Raw genomic sequence first — 19,406 nt, 5'->3', positions numbered from 1 at the left:
GGTCACAGGTTGAGCAGCACCAGCGCCACCAGGATGATGGCCAGGCCGCACCACTGGCGCTTGCCGGGACGCTCCCGGAAGGCGGCCACGCCGATGAGGCTGATGACCAGAATGGTGCCGGCGCTGTAGGTGGGGTACACCAGCACGGCGGGCAGTTGGGTCAGGGCCCGCAGCAGGAAGAACACCGAGCCGTAGTTGGGAATGCCCACCAAGCAGCCGTACAGCACCTCCCGCCAGCCCAGGTGCTCCTTTTTATAGACCACCATGCCCAGGCATACCACCAGGGCCACCAGGAAGGTGATGAGCAGAAACCAGCCGTCCAGGTCCCGGCTGCCCACCGCCTCAAAGATCTTGGCCAGGCTGTCGGTGAGGCCGGAGCACACCAGCAGCAGCAACAGGCCGGTCTTGCTGGTCACCGCCTCTCCGGCGCTGTCGGTGCGGATGAGCCAGATGGCGGCGCAGGCCAGCACGAAGCCCGCCAGCTGCACCCCGGTAGGCAGCTCCCCAAAAGCCACCACGGCGAACAGCATGGGCACCACCAGGCCCAGCCGGGCAAAGGTGCCCGACAAAATCACACCGTTTCTGCGGATGTTGCCCTGGAGGATCACCAGAGTGCCCAGGTAGAGTAGGCCCTGGGCGGCGCCCAGCCCCAGGGCCGCCCAGCCGCCCCCCTCCAGGGAGAAGGCCCGGGAGGACATGGCCAGATAGGCCAGGATGGCCCCGGACAGGTAATTCATGGCGAAACGGCCGTACATGCCGGAGGTACGGCGCTCTCCGATGCGCAGCATGGCGGACACCAGCGCGCTGGACAGGATGGCTAACAGAAGATCCAGCATCTCTCACTCTCTCCTTACGATCATGTATGTCCATAAAACAGCGGCCCATCCCGGGGGAGATGGGCCGCTGTTTTTACAAGTCAGATCACTTGCCGCCTTTCAGGGCCTTCATGCGGTCGGCGTGGCTGAGGATGCGCTTGCGCAGGCGCAGGCTCTGGGGGGTGACCTCCAGCAGCTCGTCGTCGGCCAGGAACTCCAGGCACTGCTCCAGGGACATCTGGCGGGGCGGGGTGAGGCGCAGGGCCTCGTCGGAGCCGGAGGCACGCATATTGGTCAGCTGCTTCTTCTTGCAGATGTTGACGGAGATATCCTCCTGCTTGGGGGTCTCGCCCACCACCATGCCGGCATACACGGGCACGCCCGCGCCGATGAAGAGCACGCCGCGCTCCTGAGCGTTGAACAGGCCGTAGGTCACGCTCTCGCCGGTCTCGAAGGACACCAGGGAGCCGGAGTTGCGGCGCTGGATCTCGCCCTTCATGGGGGCGTAGCACTCGAACACGGAGGCCATGATGCCCTCGCCCTTGGTGTCGGTGAGGAACTCGTTGCGGTAGCCGAACAGGCCGCGGGAGGGCACCAGGAACTCGATCTTCATCCGGTCGCCCACGGGGGTCATCTCCAGCAGGTCGCCCTTGCGGGAGCCGATCTTCTCGATGACGGCGCCCACGCTGTCGGAGGGCACGTCCACCACCAGGCGCTCGATGGGCTCGCACTTCTTGCCGTCGATCTCCTGGAAGAGCACACGGGGGGGAGAGACCTGGAACTCGTAGCCCTCGCGGCGCATGGTCTCGATAAGGATGGACAGGCTCATCTCGCCGCGGCCGGCCACGTTGAAGGCGTCGGTGGAGTCGGTCTCGGTGACCCGCAGGGACACGTCCTTCATGGTCTCCCGGAACAGACGCTCACGCAGCTGGCGGGAGGTGACGAACTTGCCCTCCTTGCCGGCGAAGGGGGAGTCGTTGACGGAGAAGGTCATCTCGATGGTGGGGGCGGAGATCTTGACGAACTCGATGGGCTCCACCGCGTCGGGGGCGCAGATGGTGTCGCCGATGGTGATCTCGCCGATACCGCTCATGGCGATGATGTTGCCGGCGTCGGCCTCGGTGACGGGCACCTTGCCCAGACCGTCAAACTGGTACAGAGCGGTGGCCTTGGCCTTCTTGGGGGCCTCATCGGGGTTGTGGTAGTTGCACACCACGATCTCCTGGTTCTGTTTCACAGTGCCCCGCTCAATGCGGCCGATGGCGATCCGGCCCACAAACTCGTTGTAGTCGATGGAGGACACCAGCATCTGGAAGGGAGCCTCCACATCGGCCTCGGGGGCGGGGATATAGTTGACGATGGTCTCAAACAGGGGCACCAGATCGGTGCCGGGCTGGTCGGGGGAGTAGGAGGCGGTGCCCTGGCGGCCGGAGCAGAACAGGGTGGGGGACTCGAACTGCTCGTCGGTGGCGTTCAGGTCCAGCAGCAGCTCCAGCACCTCGTCCATGACCTCGTGGATGCGCTGGTCGGGGCGGTCGATCTTGTTGACCACCACGATGACCTTGTGGCCCAGCTCCAGGGCCTTGGACAGCACGAAGCGGGTCTGGGGCATGGGGCCCTCGGCAGCATCCACCAGCAGGATGACGCCGTTGACCATCTTCAGGATGCGCTCCACCTCGCCGCCGAAGTCGGCGTGGCCGGGGGTGTCCACGATGTTGATCTTCACGTCCTTGTAGTGGACGGCGGTGTTCTTGGCCAGAATGGTGATGCCGCGCTCACGCTCCAGATCGTTGGAGTCCATGACGCGCTCCACGGTGGCCTGGTTCTCGCGGTAGATGCCGCCCTGCTTGAGCATTTCGTCCACCAGGGTGGTCTTGCCATGGTCGACGTGGGCGATGATGGCTACGTTGCGTAATTTCTCGTTCTGCATGTAAACTTTCCTCCCGATATACTGGCAAGACCGCCGGGCCCTGAGTTTCCCGGCAAATATCCCGCAAAAAGGCATACATTTGGGTGTATGCAATATTCTGATAAGCTCGACTCTTAATTATACCGCACGCCCCGCGGGCGATGCAACAGCTTTCCGCAAAAAAACCAACAAAAACCCGCATGTTTCCACCCGTCAGCGTTGACACCAACCGGAAATTGGGTTACAATAATTCGGTATTGGCGGGTTTTTGTTCCGCCCGCAGATTCATATGCGCCTGTAGCTCAGCAGGATAGAGCGACCGCCTCCTAAAAATCGAATCGTTCGAATCCTGGAGCCCTGTAAAATTGAATATTTTCTGTATAAGCCCCCGTAGCTCAGTTGGATAGAGCGGTCGCCTCCTAAGGTCGCGTTACAACAAACACCTTTAGGAAAAAGGCAATAGTCAATAACTTAATATTTTATAGATGTCCCTGTAGCTCAGCAGGATAGAGCGACCGCCTCCTAACAATCGAACCGTTCGAATCCCGGAGCCATGTATAACTGAATAATTTCTGTATATGCCCCCGTACCTCACCAGGATAGAGGGTCCGCCTCCTAAGTCCATGCTCACCTATCACCTGGCGAGAGAAAACTTCATATGCCCCCGTACCTCAGATGGATAGAGGGTCCGCCTCCTAAGCGGAACGCCGGCAGTTCGAGCCTGCCCGGGGGTGCCAAAAACGCTGTGATTTTGCGAAATCACGGCGTTTTTTATTCAAAATTGTTACGGAGTGAAATCAATCAATTTCCCAATTATCCTATGTGTTTCCAACCATCTTGCCGTGGGGGAATCGAACGATTTTAGGTATGTCTGCTAATGAAAATGGGGTTTTTGCTAATGGGTCGTTTTGTGTCCTCTGGTGTATGTTTCGAGTCCTTTTATTACCCCGCTTGCAGAAGGGATTTCAACTGACTCGCCAACTCCGGGTTTTCCTGCAACTGTGTAAGTAGCTGCTGAAGATCCAGACCAGGCTTTGGCTGTTCCACCGGGGGCTGGAGCTGTCGCTCTACAAGTCGCATATCCGGATTTGCGTAGAAGGCGGTCTCAAACTTCTGGGCGTTGATCTTGCGCTCCTCGTCGATGATATGGGCGTAGACCTCTGTGACCATCGTGGCCTGTGCGTGTCCAGTGTCCCCCTGGGTGGCCTTAATATCTCCGTGATTGATCTTCAGCTTATAGGTGGTGCTGGAGTGACGCAGGGAATGAAAAACTACATCGGGCAGTCCTGCCGACTTTTTCAGCCGCTCAAACTGATTGCCGATCACGCGATCCTCGCAGGGCCGTCCAGTTTCCAAGGCAAGCACCAAGTTATAATCACTGTATTCCTCGCCCATAAGTTCCTTGAGCTTGTCCTGCTTCTGCTTCCAGTCCCGAAGAATATAGGCCAGGGTCTTGGGGAGCCAGACCTTTCGGATACTGGTTTCAGTCTTGGGCCTTTTCAGCACCAGACGTGTCGTGGACTTGGCCTTTGTGATCCGGGGGAACATGAACAGGATGTCCTTTTCCCCGATTGCCTGGATCGCATCCTGGCTCACCCGGGCCAACTCCTTGTCGATGATGATATAGGCGTCGTCTCGCGCAATATCATCGTCGGTGATATGGACACAGTCCCAGGTCAAACCTGTGATCTCTCCCATCCGCAGTGAGCAGGCAAACGACAGATTGATCGCCACAAAGAGCTTTCCGTCTGAGCAGTTGTCCAGCGCCTTGCGGATGATCTCGACCGTCCAGATTTCCCGCCGTTTCTTTTCCTTCTTGGGGAGCAGGACATCATCGAACGGATTTTTTGCCACCATGTCCCATCTCACGGCCTGCCTAAAGGCACAATGCATCACCTTGCAGATCTTTTCGATGGTACACGGCGGCAGAAACTCGGTGCGCGCCCGGCGAAAAGGGGTGGACACCGGGGTGGTCTTCTGCAGCTTCTGGATGAAGCCGTCAACAACACGCCGGTTGATGTCCTGGACATTGTACTCACCCAACAGCGGATTGATATAGTTGTTGATAAGGCTTGTGTTCCCAGAAAAAGCGGAAAGCCCCCATCGCTTTGCCCCATAGAGGTCAACAAAGTCTTTCAAGAAGTCTTTGACCGTTATCGTTGACGGCGGGATGAAGGAACCGTTGTCGATTTCATATTCTACCTGGCTCTTTCTTGCGGCGGCCTCCCTTTTCGTGGTAAAAGTTTCCCACTTTTGTCTTTTGGTCCCTGATGAATCTTCGTAGGTGTAAACCACGGCATATTTCTTGCCGCGCTTTTGGATGGATGCCATAATTCTGTGGACTCCTTTCAATCAACATGATCTACACCGTCAAGCCACTCATCAAAAGATTTCTTTGAGATCCGCAGTTTTGTCCCAATGCGGACGCTTTTCAGTTCGCCGCTGGAACAGAGATTATATACAGACCGCTTGCTTACGCCGAGTATTTCGGCGACTTCTGCGACAGAATAGCTTCTCTTTTCAGGAGTGGCTCTTGGGTTCGTTGAAGTGATTTCAGCCACAAAAATCCTCCTTTCATGTGTGGCTGAGGAAATTCCACAGTACCCTTACAAAGATATTGTACGAATTTCCGTCAGCAAAAACAACACGTTCTAAACCAAATTCTAATCCGCTCCGGGCCAATTCCTGCGCTCTCGCTTCAGACCGCGTATTTCCAGGCTGCGCTATGCGCGATTTCAACGGCAGGCGCGCAAATGCACACTGTCTGCCGCTCCTGTATGACTCCCGGAACAGAGATATGGCCCTGGCAGTTCGCCGCCGGCATTTGTCAAGGTGCAGACAGAAGGCATTTTCCGTTTGTAAAATGCCCTGTGTAAAGCAAAACACGGGAAGTCCGGTGGGGGTTCCCTTGGTTCCCCGCGACCTCCCGTGCCATAGAACTTCATCCGGCGTAGTCGTGGCTCATATTGTCTCCGATTGTCTGAATACACAAAATCATGTTCGATCCATATTGACATGCACAATATATTGTGGTACAATCCATCATGTAATTGATTCTTTGTGCGCTCCTCATTTTGAGGGCAGGTCAACGGCCTGTGAGCGATAGGGTATCGCATTGCACACGTTGTTAGGTTTGAACGGTTGATCAGCGGCATTGGTGCGCCCAGGGGGTGGACTGCTGCTGATATTTTCAATTTTATAGGGGTATTCCCCATCGCGAAAGCGAGAATGACTGTACGCCGCCGAAAGGCGGATGGATCGCTGGCATATGTCGGCCTCAGTTGTTCTCGCTTTCTTTTTTTGCTCAAAAGCCGACAGGCTTTGAGAATATATCAAAATCGAAAGGAGAACGACAACCATGAAGCACCGAAAGAAATGGCGGCCCCACCGCCGCAGCAGGCTCCACAAGAAACTGCGGAGGGGCAACAACAGGCAGGTCTTAAAGGAAGAACTGAGAACCGTGATGCTTGGAGAGGAGGATTTCGACGTCTATGGGGACAACGGCATATCAGCCGCTGGTACTGGTAGAAACCTCAGAATTGCCGCGTGAGGAATGGCTTGCTTACCGGCGGAGAGGGATTGGCGGGAGCGATGCCGCCGCGGTCCTTGGGATCTCCCCCTTTATGACGGGCCGTGATCTGTACTACGACAAACTGGGGATCTCCGCAGCGGCGGATGACGAAAACTGGGTCGCCAAGGAGATCGGGCACCGTCTGGAGCCGCTGGTGGCGGAGATCTTTTCAAAGCGCACCGGACTGAAGGTATTCCAAAAGAAGTTCATGTTCCAGCATCCGCAATATCCCTGGATGCTGGCGGACCTGGACTATCTGGTGGAACTGCCAGACGGCAGCATAGCCATCCTGGAGTGTAAAACAAGCACGTCAAATTCCTCTGAAAACTGGTGGTATGCCGGGAAAGAAATCGTCCCCGCGTACTATGAAAGCCAGGGGCGTCACTATATGGCAGTGATGAATTACGGCAAGACCTTCTTCTGCTGCCTGTTCACAGACACCCGGGAGGCGATCATCCGAAGCATTGACCGCGATATGGCCTATGAGGAGGAACTAATTGCCTTGGAGGACACGTTCTGGAATGAAAACGTGGTGAAACAGCTACCGCCGGAATACACCGAGAACGGCGATCTGGTCATGAAAAGCGTCCAGCGCCTCTTGGGTCCTGCGGCCACAGACGCGCCGCCGGTGGTTATTACACCGCCGCAGTTCAGCCGAGTGAAGCAGTTTATGCAGTTGCAGGAACAGAAATCCGGCTTTGACGCCGAGATCAAAAAGCTGGATAAGGAAATGGCCCGCTTGAAAGCCCTGATCGTGGCGGATATGGGAAATAGCTGCAAGGCGCTCTATGAGGATGCCGAGGGCAACTATACCATTACCTACAACCCGGTCTATAAGCAGAGCATTCCCAAAGAGGGCTTGGACCGGCTCAAAGCGGTCCACCCGGAAATCTACAGCGAATATGTCAAGACGTCCGAGAGCCGAAGGTTTCTTGTCAAAAAGGTTTCGGACAGTGCGGCATGATTACACGGAGGTGATGATTAAAAATGGGCTTTGTAGCGGCATTTGATCGCGTACTCTTCTACAATGAGGCAAGCAGATTTGCCGTCCTTCGGATGAAAACGGCCGATATGATGGTCCCTGAAGACGCCCGCAGCCCCTACCGATACCATGACCATCTGATCCGCTTTATCGTGCCTCTTGCGTACCCGGAGCCTTACTCCGGAAGTTCCTCCCGCTCACCGTCGATGATGTCGGCAGTGGGCGGTTCTGCTGCGGGCGCCTCCATTGCGCCGGTTTGGGATGCAGGTTCTTGCCTGGATCGTCCTGTGCCGGGAAGAAACCCCCAGTCTTTCAGTGTGAGCTTCAGGCGCTTGTCCTTGGTGACGCCGTCTTTTCTGGTGTAATCGGATAACTCCAGAAAACCGGATACCCAAATCGTGCTTCCCTTTGCCACACTGCATTTTACCAGTTGATGTGCCAGATGCCCCCACGCCCACACCTGAATGAATTGGGTGCGTGCGGCCTCCCCGAATCCAAAGTGTTCGGCCAGGGAAAACATCACATAGGGGTTGTTCTTCAAACTGGTTTTCAGTTCAAGACCAGTGGTGACCCGGCCAAAAACAATCGCTTGGGCCATAACACTCCTTTCCGCCTGACGGCTTTACTAAATATATATAAAAAGCACCAGGGAGCAGACACACCCCTCAAAAGGGCGCAGTCGTTCCGCTGGCACTCACGTACAAACCTGACAACGTGTGCAATGCGAGACCTCTCGCTCATAGGCTGTTTCATAGCCTACCCTCAAAATGAGGAGCGCACAAAGAATCAATTACAATGGTAGTGTACCACTATATATTGATTTTGTCAAGCGTTATTATACTATATATAGTATGCCGCGGCTGAATTTTCTACAAGAATTTGTGTCTCTGATATGGGTGCCGGAAATTACCGGCGAACAAAAAGACCGACCGGGCAGATGCCGGAGAATCCGGCATTGGAGATATACCAGCAGGCCGGGCCCGCGACATCCCAGCATACTTCCAGGGTGACGTCGTGCCACCCGTCTGGGAAGAGGGCTGTAAAACTCTCCCCGGCATGGATGCCGCGTCCATTTACCCGGAGCCGAGGGTGTGGGTCCTGGTCACTGGGGTCAGGAAGCGTGATTTGGCTGACTTTTTCATATGCCCGAGGTTTGTCCATAAGGATACTCCTTTCCCGCCGGTATGCCGTAATTCCGCCTCAATGCCTTTCTGTATGGAAAACACATCAGTGCAGTTCAGATTTCTGCACGGCGTCCTCAGCATCTTTGTCTATGTGGTACTCACCCAGATCCTCAAGGGCTAAAAACTGGCTGTCCATAAGCGCCTGCCTGGGGAACGCCTGGCCGCCGGACAAGCCGGGGACCAGGCGGAAGTAAAGCTGGTAGCGGTTCCCGATCCGAAGAGCGATGCGCTTATCCAACGCCACCTCATATTCCGTTCCGTCGGTCAAGAGCATCCGAACCGTCCGGCTCCGTCTTAGGCCGGCGTGTCCCAGGCCGACGCAGATGCCTGTGATGACTTCATAGTTTCCGCCTGCCGCTGTCCGGTAAAAGGCCATGCAGCGCAGGGCGACACAAGCCGCCAGCAGGGTGCTGATGATCAACAGGGGCCGGTCCTCCAGCGCGAGAAAGACCGCGATTCCTACGGTAAGGAAGGCCGCGCCCGCCGCCCAGGACAAGAGCCATTTGCGCTGAAGGGCGGCGGGCCAGTCTCTGAACTGCCGCATCGCCTATACCCTCTCAAAAATGATCTGTTTGCCCAGACACAGGTTCGCTACCGCCAGGGTGACAGATGCGCGGCTGTCCGCGCTGAGCATCAGATAGCGGATATTATCGCTGGTCGTATCGACGTCATCGTACAGAGCGTCTATGACCCGCTCGCCGGAGGAGAGGTCAAAGATCCCCAGTTCTACGCATTTGACCAACTCCGCAGTGGATAGCAGCGCCTGTCTGGACAGCGCCAAAATCCGATTCTCGCATTCATCCATCTTCCGCCGCTGAAACAGGTTCTTTGTGGTGGAGAACGGTACACCGCCCAGAAATGTCAGTTTTGCAAAGGTGGCGATGCGAAGAAACAGGCTCTCTGAAATCGGCACCACATACAATCCGCCGAGCAAATCATACAGGGCCTCCAGGTCATCCTCGCCGCTACCGGAGGGCACCAGCCCGCGCACCTCCAGATGGTGCAGACAGTTTTCCAGGGTGCGCGGCTCCAGCAGATGCAGTTCCCTTGCCAGCAAATCATACTTTCGCTCCAACTGGCGGAAATCGGACAGGCGCCAAGTCAGCGCCGTCCACACGGCCATTTCCTGGAGGTCCAGAAGATGCTCCTGCTGATTGACATAGATCACGGGATATGTATTCCCATCCGCATCATGCCGCTTGGTGAACCGGCCAACCGCCGTGTAATATGTCCGTTTGTCCATAATAAGGTTCTCCTTTCCCGGTTACTATTTTCTACGAATCTCAAGCCCCTTTTTCAAATCCCATTTGGGAGAGCAGATCTGCGGAGATCGCATCCTGCCGGAACTTTTCCGCCGCACGGGCGATCCACGCGCCCACATGATTCGGCTTCGTATGATACAGCCGGGCAATATCGGCGCCGCTGTAGCCTTTGATCTTCAGCTCCAGCGCCTCAACGCCCAATTTGGCGACCCCGCTGTAGTGTCGCTTCCCATGTTCCAGCAGTTGCGCGACATAGATGGCTGAAACCCACTGTTCTGAATCGTCCTGCGCGACCTCTGCCTCTCTGACGGGAGGCGGCCGGTCTTCACAGGGCGGCGTATCCAAAGAGCAGGTCGGCACGTTTTTCAGCTGCGCCGCAATGCGGCGGCAATGGTCCAGTAGGTGATTGCGGATGACCGTGATGGCATAGGTTTTGAACTGCGCGCCGCCGGGAAGGTAAGTGGCGGCGGCATAACATAGGGCCAAGGCCCCCTCCTGGTGCAGATCGTCATAGGCTAAACCGCAGATCTCCTCCTTGACATCGATGTACTTCCAAATCGTCCAATGGATCAGTGAAATATTCTGCTCTACCAGATGCTGCTGTTCCCTGGTGAGGGGGTGGTCGAATTTCACTGGGCACACCTCCCTAAGCGGCCCGGCGCTGGGCGCCGAGGAACTTTTCACACAGGTCAATGACCAGTTGACAGCGGCCCTCGGAAAACTTGGCAATATGGGCCTCGCATTCCGGAAGATCCAGCTTCGCCTGGAGCCAGAGATAGGCCTGTCGCTTGGACATCAGGCCGCTTTTCCATAGCTGATTGAATACGGCATGAGCGGCCTGCCGCTCCCGCCGCAGCTGCTTATCGGCCAGCGTCCCCATCGGCAACTGGCTGGTGCGGTGGGCGGCCACATAGGAATCGCAGGCGGGATAGTTGCCGCACACATAGAGCTTGCTCCCCAGGGCGGCCCGCTCCCCATATACCACGGAGGCTGGCCGCAGAAAGGCCCGGGCGCCGCAGTAAGGGCATTTGATGTTGACTCGTTTCATGGATAGATCCCTCCTATGTTCTTAAAATGATGATGACAACAGGCTCAGCGCATCTGCAGGGGGGCCGCCGGCATCCGGGATCTGCCAGAGGAGATACCTGGCGAAAATATCCCCAAAGGCGGATTCTGTCAGGTATCCCCGGCATTCCGCAGGGTCGATCTGTTCCTGTGTCAACTTTTGAAAAGCATCTACGGCCATCACAACTGGTTTCCCGTCCTGGTCCGCGGCCATGAGCCAGCCGGTATGGCCGCCTTGGGCGGCAATATGGATGGTATTGCGCCAGTTCCCGCCGCAGGCAGATAGAAAACGGTACAGCCTCCGGGCAGATGCGGAAGTGATTTCCTTCATATACTCTTCTCCTTCAATACGCACCGCAAAACGCGGGTTTGGGCCCGAAAAAGAATGAACTTTTTGTAAACAATAAATCAGCCTCCCATAAGACATGGGGGCTGAAGGATGGCATTTTAATTCCAGCTATTATTGGATACAATTTGAGGTGGAAATACAGTTCCACCTTTATAACAACAGTTTTTGCGGAGAACTATGCCTTGTGTTTCATCCTTCTTTGTGATAAACTACTTATAAAGGGGGGATACTACCCGGTGCTTAAATTATTTGTTTTAGATGCAAGTTCTGGGGAAAAAGTCCCTGTAACAGTAGATACAGCGACAGAACAAGATTTGGCGGCCACACAGGACTGGCAAACGAATTGGACAACACCGTATGCGCTCAGTCTGCCCAACAAAGTCGCTTTGCACCGCGCGGATGATGGTGAACTGCTGGGCCTGATGTCCTATGAATTGGATGAAAAGGGCTTGGCGGTTGAAATTATCTATGTAGAGAGCGCCCGTCACAGCAATGCAAATTTGCTCAGTGCCGAAGGCGGGCACAAAAAATATATTGGTATAGCCAAAGCTTTGTTTGCCTATGCGATCCAAGTGTCCTTTGATAACCATTTTGACGGTGTTCTGTATTTCCGTGCTAAAACCAGCGAATTAGCCGAATATTACAGAACAAGATTTGGAGCGATTGCTCCCGTCCGATATGACCCTTTCCGAATGCTCATTTTAGAGGATGCCGCAGCAAAACTTATATCAGAATTTATTGTGGAGGTGTAACAATGGATCAAAGAGAATTAGAATACCTTCGCAGCATTGAAGATCACGCCTCCCGGACAGGATGGGTAGCCCCCCTCTCTCACGAGGATAAAGACTACCTGGCCTATCTCCGCGGCGTGTGCAAACGCTACAACATCTCGCTGTCGAAGGCAACGAGAATGGAATTCGACTTTGTCACACGGGTGGCAGAAAGCGAGTTCTATCTCCAGCAGGCAAACGCTTGAACTTAGAGAGGCACCCCACTCCGGGGTGCCTCTTGCTGTTCATATGACTATCCAATGATCCAGAAGGGACCGCCGGCCGCCGCGCTCTTGCTGGCCTCATTCAAAATGATGGACAGATCCCACGCTTTCTGACTGCGGGTGGTGCTGGCAGGGTCAGCCACCAGGATCTGCTCATTCTCCACGCCCCGCAGGACAATGAAGTGGCCGCTGGAGGTAAAATGCCCCTTGGTCATCAGGGCGACCACCAGCTTGCCCTCACTGAGCGCGTCCACGATCCGCTGCGGTTCGGATGCGGAGCACCCCTCTACCGGAAGGCCCCACGCCTTGGCGGCGGCAGGGATCAACGCGTGGTAGGAACCGCTCTTGCTACACCAGTAGCCATTTTCATAGGACCACTCAGCCATCTCAATAGGGCTGGCCGAAGTCGTCCTTCTGCCCAATGCCGATCCGTTCAAACACCTTCTGCATTTCCTCCGGCGTGGTGGGGAACTTTACCCATTCGCCCACCAGGTCGCCCTCGTTGTACTTGCCCAGGTTGGTGATGAAGGCGGCAAAGGGATAGTCCTTGTCATATTCATAATGGGGCATATACGCACCTCCTTACAGCTCCGGCTCAGATTTCCCCTTGTGGGGCGCCTGGGCCTTATTTTTGTTCCTGCACTCCTGTTTGCTCTGTTCCAGCCGCTCCCTGATGGAGGGCTTGCGGTCCGCCTGCTTCGCCTGGGGGCGGTCGTGCTGCCACTCATCCCCAGACAGCGTTAAATATCCCCGGCTGGTGAAGCAGCCCTGTTCCTCCTGCACGGCGTATTTGCCGAAGGGAACCGGGTCAATGGCGTCCAGCAGTTCCGGGGGCAAAAGGGTGTCCAGATGCTGCGCCAAGTAGCGCCAGCCCACATCCTCCACCTTACTGATGTTGGCCTCCAGGATGAAATACTCGGTATTGGCGGGAAATTCCCGGAACTGTTCCAGAGTAGTCAGCCGATAGGGGGATTCCTGCACAGCGGCCAGGAGCCCCTGGTCCTCCGGGGAAAGGGTGGACAGCGCCCGAAGCGCCGCCACCTGCTCTGCGGAACTCCCCTCCTGGGGGAGCATCGCTTTCAGATCATTCAGAGAAATATCCGATTTACTTTTTGCCATTCACGCCCTCCTTCCGTTTGGGGAACTCCAGCTTGAAGCGGACATACTTCTCGCCGGTATCATCCAGCACCACCACCGCGTCATAGGTGGAGCCCTTCTTTTCAGACCACATCCCCTTGACGGAGGTACGGCCCTTCTTCAGCAGGTCGCCGGCCATCTTGCGGGTCAGCTCCTTTTTGCGGGAGGTCCAGAAGCGGTCATCCTTCCACAACACAAACTGACAGGAGCGGTCGGAGCAGTAAAAATTCTTCTTGCCTTCATAGACCGGCTTGCCGCAGCGGGGGCAGACGCCCACGGTCTCGCGCTCCGGGGCGAACAGCTTCTGGCCCTCCTCGGAGATGTGGGAATACTGTTTCACCAGCTCCCGCGCCATCCCGGTGATCCCCGCCATAAACGCAGCAGGGTCCGCCTCGCCCTTGGCAATGCCGGTCAGCTTCTGTTCCCACTCCGCCGTGAGCATGGGAGAGGTCAGGGCGTTCGGCAGGACCGTGACCAGGTTGATCCCCGCCTTGGTGGGAATGAGACTTTTGCCCTTGCGCTCCACAAACCCGGCCGCCACTAGCTTTTCCAGGATCGCCGCCCTGGTGGCCGGAGTCCCCAACCCCTTGCGCTCGGCATCGTCCGGGATGTCCTCCTTGCCGGCGTTCTCCATTGCCGACAGAAGGGTGTCCTCCGTGTACGCTTTGGGCGGGGTGGTGAAGTGTTCGGTGACAGCGGCCTCCACCCGGTCGAAAGTCTGCCCCTCGGTAAAGTCCGGCAGGGCGGTAGGTTCTGCCTCGTCCTCCGGCTTCTCCTTCAGGGAGGCGCGGAAAATGCGGTCAATGTCCTTCCATCCCAGGGACAGTACATGGCGGCCCTTGGCGGTGAAGGTGTGCCCGCCGCAGGTAAAGGCGGCCGTGACAGCCTCGTACACATACGGCTCCGCCGCCGCGCACAGCAGCTCCCGGCAGACCAGCAGAAGGATATTGCGCTCACCCACGGGCAGTTCGGACAGGTCCGCCTTCTCCAGCTCCAGCGTGGGGATGATGGCGTGGTGGTCGGACACCTTCTTGTCATTTACCAGCAAGGACACATCCGGGAAGAACTCCCCGCACCCGTCAAAGGGCGGTACCTTGGCCGCCAGGTGGAGGACCACCGAAGCGGTCTCCGCCATGTCGGCGGTCAAAAACCGGCTGTCCGTCCGGGGATAGGTCAGCAGCTTTTTCTCATAGAGGGATTGTGCGTAGTCCAGCGTCTGTTTCGCCGTGTAGCCGAAGATGCGGTTGGCCTCCCGCTGGAGGGTGGTCAGGTCGTAGAGCCTGGGCGGTGCCTCTTTCTTCTGTTCACGGGTGACGGAAGCGCAGACTGCCTCCGCGCCGGTACAGGCCGCCCTCAGGGCCTCCGCCTCCTCCGGGGCGGTGATCTTCTCCGACACCGCCTCGGCCCCGCCCAGGGTCAGGCGCACATGATGGTATTTCTCTTTGCGGAACATTGTGATTTTGCTGTCCCGGTCCACCAGCATGGCAAGGGTGGGGGTCTGCACCCGCCCCACATTCAGGGTGCGGTGGTAGAGGACAGAAAAAAGTCTTGTGGCGTTGATCCCAATGAGCCAGTCTGCTTTCTGGCGGCAGAGGGCGGACTGGTACAGCGGGTCGTACTCCGCACCGGGGCGCAGGTCAGCGAAGCCCTCCCGGATCGCCGCGTCCTCCATGGAAGAGATCCACAGACGGGAGAAGGGCTTCTGGCATCCCGCCATCTCATAGACCAGCCGGAAGATGAGCTCGCCCTCCCGCCCGGCGTCGCAGGCGTTGACCAGCTCGGTGACGTCCTCTCGCTCCATGAGGTGCTTCAAGTTCTGGAAGGCGTCCTCCTTGCCCTTCGCCAGCACATAGCGGAAGGGCTCCGGCAGGATGGGAAGGTCATCATACTTCCATTTCTTATAACCAAGGTCGTACCCGGCTGCGTCCATCGGGGACACCAAATGCCCCACGCACCAGGAAACGATGAGCCCATTTCCTTCAAAACAGCCATCGGCCCTGGATGTGACACCCAGGGCCGACGCGACGGCTTTTGCAACACTCGGTTTCTCACAGATCACCAGCTTCATTTCGTATCCTCCGTTTCTTCCTCCGGTTCCGGTTCGTCCTCGTTGATATACTCCTCCTCATCCGCAAAATCATAGTCGTCCGGGTCTGCGCTGACCTTGGACGCCTGCTTGGGACGGATAAACTTGATATAGGCGAAGGCTCCGCCGCCGCCCAGCACCACCAGCGCCAGGACCAGCGCCAGGGCGCCCATGCCCCCGGACTTCTCCGCCTCCGGCTCCGGTTCGGGTTCCGGCTCCGGCTCCGCGCCGGCGCACTCGGCCATATTCACCGCGCACACCTCGCAGGAGGTGTTCACCGCCCCGGCCTGGCATTTCTCCGTACAGGTGCAGACCGCCGGTGCCTCCTGGGCCTCGCCATCCTCCATCAGTGCCAGGAGGTCCGCCTCGTCCACCTGGTTCAGGAAGTGGACGGTCTGCGCCCCCTCGTCATCCCGGTCGATGATGAGATAGAACACGTTGCCGCCCTTTGTCTCCACCGTGATGAACTGCTTGCCGGAGGATGTCCCGCCCAGGTCGTCAATGAGGGACAGGTTCCCATCCGGGGTCAGGGCTGCCCCTCCGCCCCCGGAGAGGCCGGAGGCGAACAGCTCCAGCAGGGCGGAGAGGTCCGTCCCGTCCAGGGAGAGGGAGAAGCTGCCCGTGTCCGTGATGGTCAGGTAGTCGGAATGAACATAGCCCTCCCGCTCCGGCAGAAGCACCTTGACCCATTCGCCCTCGGTGCCGATGACTTCTACCTGCGCCCCATCGGGAAGCTGGGTGAAGGCGTCGTTATCCAGCCCAGCGCCGGTGCGGACATTCAGGTTGCCGCCGCAGGTGGTCACGGTGCCGGTCTGCTGGGTTTCCCATTTCTCCGTGTCAGGGGTGAACAGGATACCGTCCTCGGTGACAGTCACAGTCCCCAGGCCGCCCAGCAGTTCGGTGATCTGGTCCAGGGTGTCCCCGTCTGCCTCCGTGTTATTGTCCGCGCTATCATCGCCGGCGGGATCTTCCTCATCAGTGATAGTGACCTCCGGGGCCTCGGCGTCCTCCGCAGGGTCCGCCTCCGTCCCGGCAGTTTCGGTGTAGTAGGGTTCGCCCTCCCCACCGCCGGCGAAAGCGGGGACAGCAAAGGCCGTGGCACAGAGCGCCACGGCCAGGGCCGCCGTAAACAGGCGGATGATCTTCTTATTCTTCATACTCGGTATCCTCCATCTCATTCTCGCCGGGGTCCGCCGCGGCCTCCGCCTCCATCATGCCCTCCGGCAGGGTGATGAGGCCGCTGGCGTAGGCCTTCAGGAAGGCCGTCAGTTCCCGGTTGTCCATCTTCACCGCCTTGACCATGCGGACGATCTCCAGGTTCTCCTCCTCGGTGAGCTGGGCCTCCAAAGTGCGGAGGCGCTTCTGCTGCTCGGAGATCTTCTCCTTGGTCTTTTCAATATCACGGCGGATCTTCTCAACAGTTGCCATGTTCGCAAAACTCCTTTCCATTCCATTCTTTTTCATATCGGTATTTCATTTGTGCGGGATACAGAGGTTCAGAAGGGCGGCGTTTTCCGGTCCACATCCTGCCTCCGGCCAGGCCGGCGCATTTCCAGCCCGCCGCCCGGAGGCTCACGCCATTCTCCGTATCCAAAATGTAAGTGATGATTTTTCGGTATCCCATGGTCCTGGCTGCCCGCGCCGCCGCGCCGTAGAGGAAACTGCAAGCATTTTGCGTTCCATCCGTACACAGCCGGTTTACTTCGAGGGTCAGCCCGTCATCCAAATACCGGCTGACAGGCCGCCCCACGATAGCGACGCCCACAAGCTGTCCATCCGCCATACAGCCCAGGGAAAACTTGTGCCCCCGCACCGGCTTGTGGTGACGGTGGTGCTCTGCGACAAAAGCGTTGGCCTCGGCCAGGGATACCGGACATAAAGATAGCATGGAACACCTCCCATCAGTTGTACGGCGGCCGGCCGTAGGCATAAAAGTGAGACTGCCAGTAGCTGGTGTTCAGGTTCGCGTAGGAAATCGGATCTCCGCAGTGCAGCATCATATTGTCGCCCACATAGATGCCCACATGGGAAACGCCTGGAGTGTCGTAGGTCCCCACGAAAAACACCAGGTCGCCCGGCTGGGGATCGGATACCGGGGTGGAGATATTGTAGAGTCCCTGGGCGCCCAGCCGCCCGGTGTTACAAAGTCCGGTATTGGTCAGCACATAGCTGACGAAGCCGGAACAGTCAAACGATGTCTCCGGGCTGCTCCCGCCCCACACATAGGGGTATCCCAGGTATTTCTCCGCCTCGGTGATGAGGGTAGCAAACCGTTCATCCGTCAGGTACTCGGCGGGGATGTCCCAGGCCGTAGGCGGGTTCTCGATGTACTTGCCCACATACCCGGAGGACGGAAACAGATCCGGCCGGTTGCCCAGGGTGGACATATACACGGCATACATGGAAAGCTGATCCTCGCCCATGATGTAGACCGGCACATGAGAGAGGTCAAAGTTTTCCAGCGTGACGGTGCAGATATACCAGATGTATGGCACCTCCACTTCGTACTCGTTGCCCTCGCTGTCTGTCCGGGTCTCGGTGCGGTAGCGGGTCTCCGTGGTGACCGTTTCCGTGAGGATGTACTGCTTGTCAAAGAGCATTTCCAGGTCGCCTTGCACCTCGTCCAGGGTAAACACCCCTTCGTGGAGCGCCGACAGGATGGACAACAGCACATAAGGGTCATGCTCGATCTCATCCAGGTCAAAGTGATATTCGTCATAGTCGTGGGTGGCCTCGTAGGTGTCCAGGTATTCTTGAAGCTCCGCCTCCATACCGCAATAGGCGGCCTCGGCCCCGGTCAGGTCCGCGTCCTCCGAAAGATAGGAGGACGCCACCAGGCCGGAGGTCCCGCCCCCGAACATAGAGGTGCAGGACTGCATCAGCCCCATGATGAGCATGAGGATCAGGCCGATCCCGCCCACGATGAGGAGGGTGTGCTTGTTTTTGGTAACGAAGCCGCCCAGCTTCTGGGCGATGGTCCCGCCGCCCTTCTTTGCGGCAGAGGCGGCGGTCTGGGACGCCTTGCCCGCGGCCTGGGCTGCGCCGGTTCCTGCCCGGTGGGCGGCGGCGTACTGTTTTTGCAGCCGTTTCTTCTGCCACAGGCGGGAGATGGGGTTACTGGACGCAAGCTGGGGATTTTCCATGACGGACTTCCGCCAGTAGAAATCGGCATTGGATTTCACCGCTGCCTGCTCCGCCTGTTTCACATCCCGCCAGGGTTTCAGTTTCCGGTCCGTGCGTGCCTGATGGATACGCCGGCCGCCATAGCCCACGGCCTTCTCGATCTGCCGCTCCCCCAGGTGGCCGGCCTGGACGCCGGAATTTTCCCCCTCCACCTTGCTCACTTCGCTGTGGAGGGTGGACTTCACCTCCTGCACCGGCCGGGATAAGGGGTTGCCATGCTCCTTACCGGGAGGCTTCACGGGGACGGCGGCCTTTGCCGCGTCCAGCTTATCCGCCTCCTTGTCCGACTTGCGGACAGCTTTTTTCAGCTCCGGCGCCGCCCGGTCTGCCTCCGAAAACTGCAAACGGGAGGAAGGGCGGTCCCTGGCCGCCTCACCCTCCCGGAAGGTGTCGCGCCGCTTGCGCCGCGCTTTTTTCGCCTGGCGCCGTTCCACATGGCCCTCCACCTCGTCCACCGCCCGGCTCAATGTCCCCGCCGTTTCATCAGCAGAGGAATAGTCCTGTTCCTGGGGGCGGTCCGAAATGTGGGTGGCCTCGCCGGTCACCAGGTTCACCGAAATGGCCCCGTCACGGGTCATCTTCTGGGCCTCCTTCTCGGAGGCTTTCCATTCCTGCATTTATCCGTCACCTCCTCCATAGGGGCAGATGCTGGCGCACGCCCCGGTCTCAATCGCCGCGATATAGTGAAAAATGGGATAGGCCTGGGGCGGGCAGACTGCGTTGCCCAGGGTTTTCAGGCGCAGGGCCCGGTCCTTCGTGTCATCAGTTATGCGGGGGACATCTGCGGGTTCCTCTCGCCAGAGGATATCTTCAATGTGTGTTGTATTTCCGCTATTACCATTAAAAACAACAATTTCCATGACTTCATT

General features: G+C 57.7%; 20 protein-coding genes, 1 tRNA gene and 3 pseudogenes. 5 read left to right on the top strand and 19 right to left on the bottom strand.

Annotated elements, in window-relative coordinates; genetic code table 11:
• Positions 1-2: 2 nt before the first annotated feature.
• Both B5G34_RS10820 and typA read right to left on the bottom strand, forming a co-directional pair.
• On the bottom strand, positions 3-836 hold the full coding sequence (locus B5G34_RS10820; protein ID WP_087337099.1) for an EamA family transporter: 834 nt from the start codon (positions 834-836) through the stop codon (positions 3-5).
• 85 nt (positions 837-921) lie between these two features.
• Entirely contained in the window at positions 922-2,745 is a 1,824-nt protein-coding gene (gene typA, locus B5G34_RS10815; protein ID WP_087337096.1) for a translational GTPase TypA, read from the bottom strand.
• Between the two features lie 639 nt (positions 2,746-3,384).
• On the opposite strand from typA, the gene B5G34_RS10810 reads away from it, so the two are divergent.
• A tRNA-Arg gene (locus tag B5G34_RS10810) sits at positions 3,385-3,461 on the top strand.
• A 205-nt stretch (positions 3,462-3,666) separates the two neighbouring features.
• Here B5G34_RS10810 and B5G34_RS10805 read toward each other — a convergent pair.
• Together B5G34_RS10805 and B5G34_RS10800 are read right to left on the bottom strand one after the other, a co-directional pair.
• On the bottom strand, positions 3,667-5,055 hold the full coding sequence (locus tag B5G34_RS10805; RefSeq protein ID WP_087337093.1) for a site-specific integrase: 1,389 nt from the start codon (positions 5,053-5,055) through the stop codon (positions 3,667-3,669).
• 17 nt (positions 5,056-5,072) lie between these two features.
• Positions 5,073-5,285, bottom strand: a complete 213-nt coding sequence (locus tag B5G34_RS10800) for a helix-turn-helix domain-containing protein (protein WP_087337090.1) — start codon at positions 5,283-5,285, stop codon at positions 5,073-5,075.
• Between the two features lie 797 nt (positions 5,286-6,082).
• Between B5G34_RS10800 and B5G34_RS18775 the strand changes: the two genes are divergently transcribed.
• Together B5G34_RS18775 and B5G34_RS10795 are read left to right on the top strand one after the other, a co-directional pair.
• The gene (locus B5G34_RS18775) at positions 6,083-6,274 is read left to right on the top strand and encodes a hypothetical protein (RefSeq protein WP_162609468.1); all 192 of its coding nucleotides are present in this window, start codon (positions 6,083-6,085) and stop codon (positions 6,272-6,274) included.
• On the top strand, positions 6,216-7,259 hold the full coding sequence (locus tag B5G34_RS10795) for a lambda-exonuclease family protein (RefSeq protein ID WP_087337087.1): 1,044 nt from the start codon (positions 6,216-6,218) through the stop codon (positions 7,257-7,259). The genes B5G34_RS18775 and B5G34_RS10795 overlap by 59 nt, the downstream gene beginning before the upstream one ends.
• Positions 7,260-7,452: 193 nt before the next feature.
• On the opposite strand, the gene B5G34_RS10790 is transcribed toward B5G34_RS10795, so the two are convergent.
• The 6 genes from B5G34_RS10790 to B5G34_RS10760 all read right to left on the bottom strand — a co-directional run bounded on the left by B5G34_RS10790 (position 7,453) and on the right by B5G34_RS10760 (position 11,119).
• Positions 7,453-7,875, bottom strand: a complete 423-nt coding sequence (locus tag B5G34_RS10790) for a single-stranded DNA-binding protein (protein WP_087337084.1) — start codon at positions 7,873-7,875, stop codon at positions 7,453-7,455.
• A gap of 629 nt (positions 7,876-8,504) precedes the next feature.
• Positions 8,505-9,005, bottom strand: a complete 501-nt coding sequence (locus B5G34_RS10780) for a hypothetical protein (RefSeq protein WP_087337077.1) — start codon at positions 9,003-9,005, stop codon at positions 8,505-8,507.
• Between the two features lie 3 nt (positions 9,006-9,008).
• Entirely contained in the window at positions 9,009-9,704 is a 696-nt protein-coding gene (locus B5G34_RS10775) for a hypothetical protein (protein WP_087337074.1), read from the bottom strand.
• A 40-nt stretch (positions 9,705-9,744) separates the two neighbouring features.
• Positions 9,745-10,356, bottom strand: coding sequence for a sigma-70 family RNA polymerase sigma factor (locus tag B5G34_RS10770; protein WP_162609467.1), 612 nt, complete (start codon positions 10,354-10,356; stop codon positions 9,745-9,747).
• A 13-nt stretch (positions 10,357-10,369) separates the two neighbouring features.
• On the bottom strand, positions 10,370-10,771 hold the full coding sequence (locus B5G34_RS10765) for a zinc-finger-containing protein (RefSeq protein WP_087337071.1): 402 nt from the start codon (positions 10,769-10,771) through the stop codon (positions 10,370-10,372).
• 21 nt (positions 10,772-10,792) lie between these two features.
• Positions 10,793-11,119, bottom strand: a complete 327-nt coding sequence (locus tag B5G34_RS10760) for a hypothetical protein (protein ID WP_087337066.1) — start codon at positions 11,117-11,119, stop codon at positions 10,793-10,795.
• 38 nt (positions 11,120-11,157) lie between these two features.
• On the opposite strand from B5G34_RS10760, the gene B5G34_RS10755 reads away from it, so the two are divergent.
• Both B5G34_RS10755 and B5G34_RS10750 read left to right on the top strand, forming a co-directional pair.
• Positions 11,158-11,889 (top strand): hypothetical protein, encoded by a 732-nt coding sequence (locus tag B5G34_RS10755; protein WP_140397232.1) that lies wholly within the window; start codon positions 11,158-11,160, stop codon positions 11,887-11,889.
• Between the two features lie 2 nt (positions 11,890-11,891).
• The gene (locus B5G34_RS10750; protein WP_087337059.1) at positions 11,892-12,113 is read left to right on the top strand and encodes a hypothetical protein; all 222 of its coding nucleotides are present in this window, start codon (positions 11,892-11,894) and stop codon (positions 12,111-12,113) included.
• 47 nt (positions 12,114-12,160) lie between these two features.
• On the opposite strand, the gene B5G34_RS10745 is transcribed toward B5G34_RS10750, so the two are convergent.
• The 9 genes and pseudogenes from B5G34_RS10745 to B5G34_RS10705 form a co-directional block, all read right to left on the bottom strand.
• On the bottom strand, positions 12,161-12,517 hold the full coding sequence (locus B5G34_RS10745; protein ID WP_242956986.1) for a C39 family peptidase: 357 nt from the start codon (positions 12,515-12,517) through the stop codon (positions 12,161-12,163).
• Positions 12,518-12,521: 4 nt separating this feature from the next.
• Positions 12,522-12,701: pseudogene (locus B5G34_RS10740) on the bottom strand (antirestriction protein ArdA); the annotation flags it as partial.
• 12 nt (positions 12,702-12,713) lie between these two features.
• Positions 12,714-13,250: a hypothetical protein gene (locus tag B5G34_RS10735; protein ID WP_242956984.1), complete on the bottom strand. Its 537-nt coding sequence runs from the start codon at positions 13,248-13,250 to the stop codon at positions 12,714-12,716.
• Positions 13,237-15,336 (bottom strand): type IA DNA topoisomerase, encoded by a 2,100-nt coding sequence (locus B5G34_RS10730; protein ID WP_087337056.1) that lies wholly within the window; start codon positions 15,334-15,336, stop codon positions 13,237-13,239. The genes B5G34_RS10735 and B5G34_RS10730 overlap by 14 nt, the downstream gene beginning before the upstream one ends.
• Positions 15,333-15,884 (bottom strand): annotated as a pseudogene (locus tag B5G34_RS19495) (DUF4366 domain-containing protein); the annotation flags it as partial. The gene B5G34_RS10730 and the pseudogene B5G34_RS19495, both read right to left, overlap by 4 nt.
• Before the next feature lie 117 nt (positions 15,885-16,001).
• Positions 16,002-16,511: pseudogene (locus B5G34_RS19490) on the bottom strand (SH3 domain-containing protein); the annotation flags it as partial.
• Positions 16,501-16,782, bottom strand: coding sequence for a DUF4315 family protein (locus B5G34_RS10715; RefSeq protein ID WP_003510898.1), 282 nt, complete (start codon positions 16,780-16,782; stop codon positions 16,501-16,503). The pseudogene B5G34_RS19490 and the gene B5G34_RS10715, both read right to left, overlap by 11 nt.
• Positions 16,769-17,242 (bottom strand): XF1762 family protein, encoded by a 474-nt coding sequence (locus B5G34_RS10710; protein ID WP_087337053.1) that lies wholly within the window; start codon positions 17,240-17,242, stop codon positions 16,769-16,771. Before B5G34_RS10710 ends, B5G34_RS10715 begins: the two co-directional genes overlap by 14 nt.
• Positions 17,243-17,255: 13 nt before the next feature.
• Positions 17,256-19,154 carry a C40 family peptidase gene (locus tag B5G34_RS10705; RefSeq protein ID WP_087337049.1) on the bottom strand — a complete coding sequence of 633 codons (1,899 nt, stop codon included), beginning with the start codon at positions 19,152-19,154 and terminating at the stop codon, positions 17,256-17,258.
• Between the last annotated feature and the right edge of the window lie 252 nt (positions 19,155-19,406).

The sequence above is a fragment of the Flavonifractor sp. An82 genome (assembly GCF_002159265.1).
Lineage (GTDB): Bacteria > Bacillota > Clostridia > Oscillospirales > Oscillospiraceae > Flavonifractor.
Note: the sequence above shows the minus strand (reverse complement) of the source record. Positions and strands in the feature narration are given on the sequence as shown.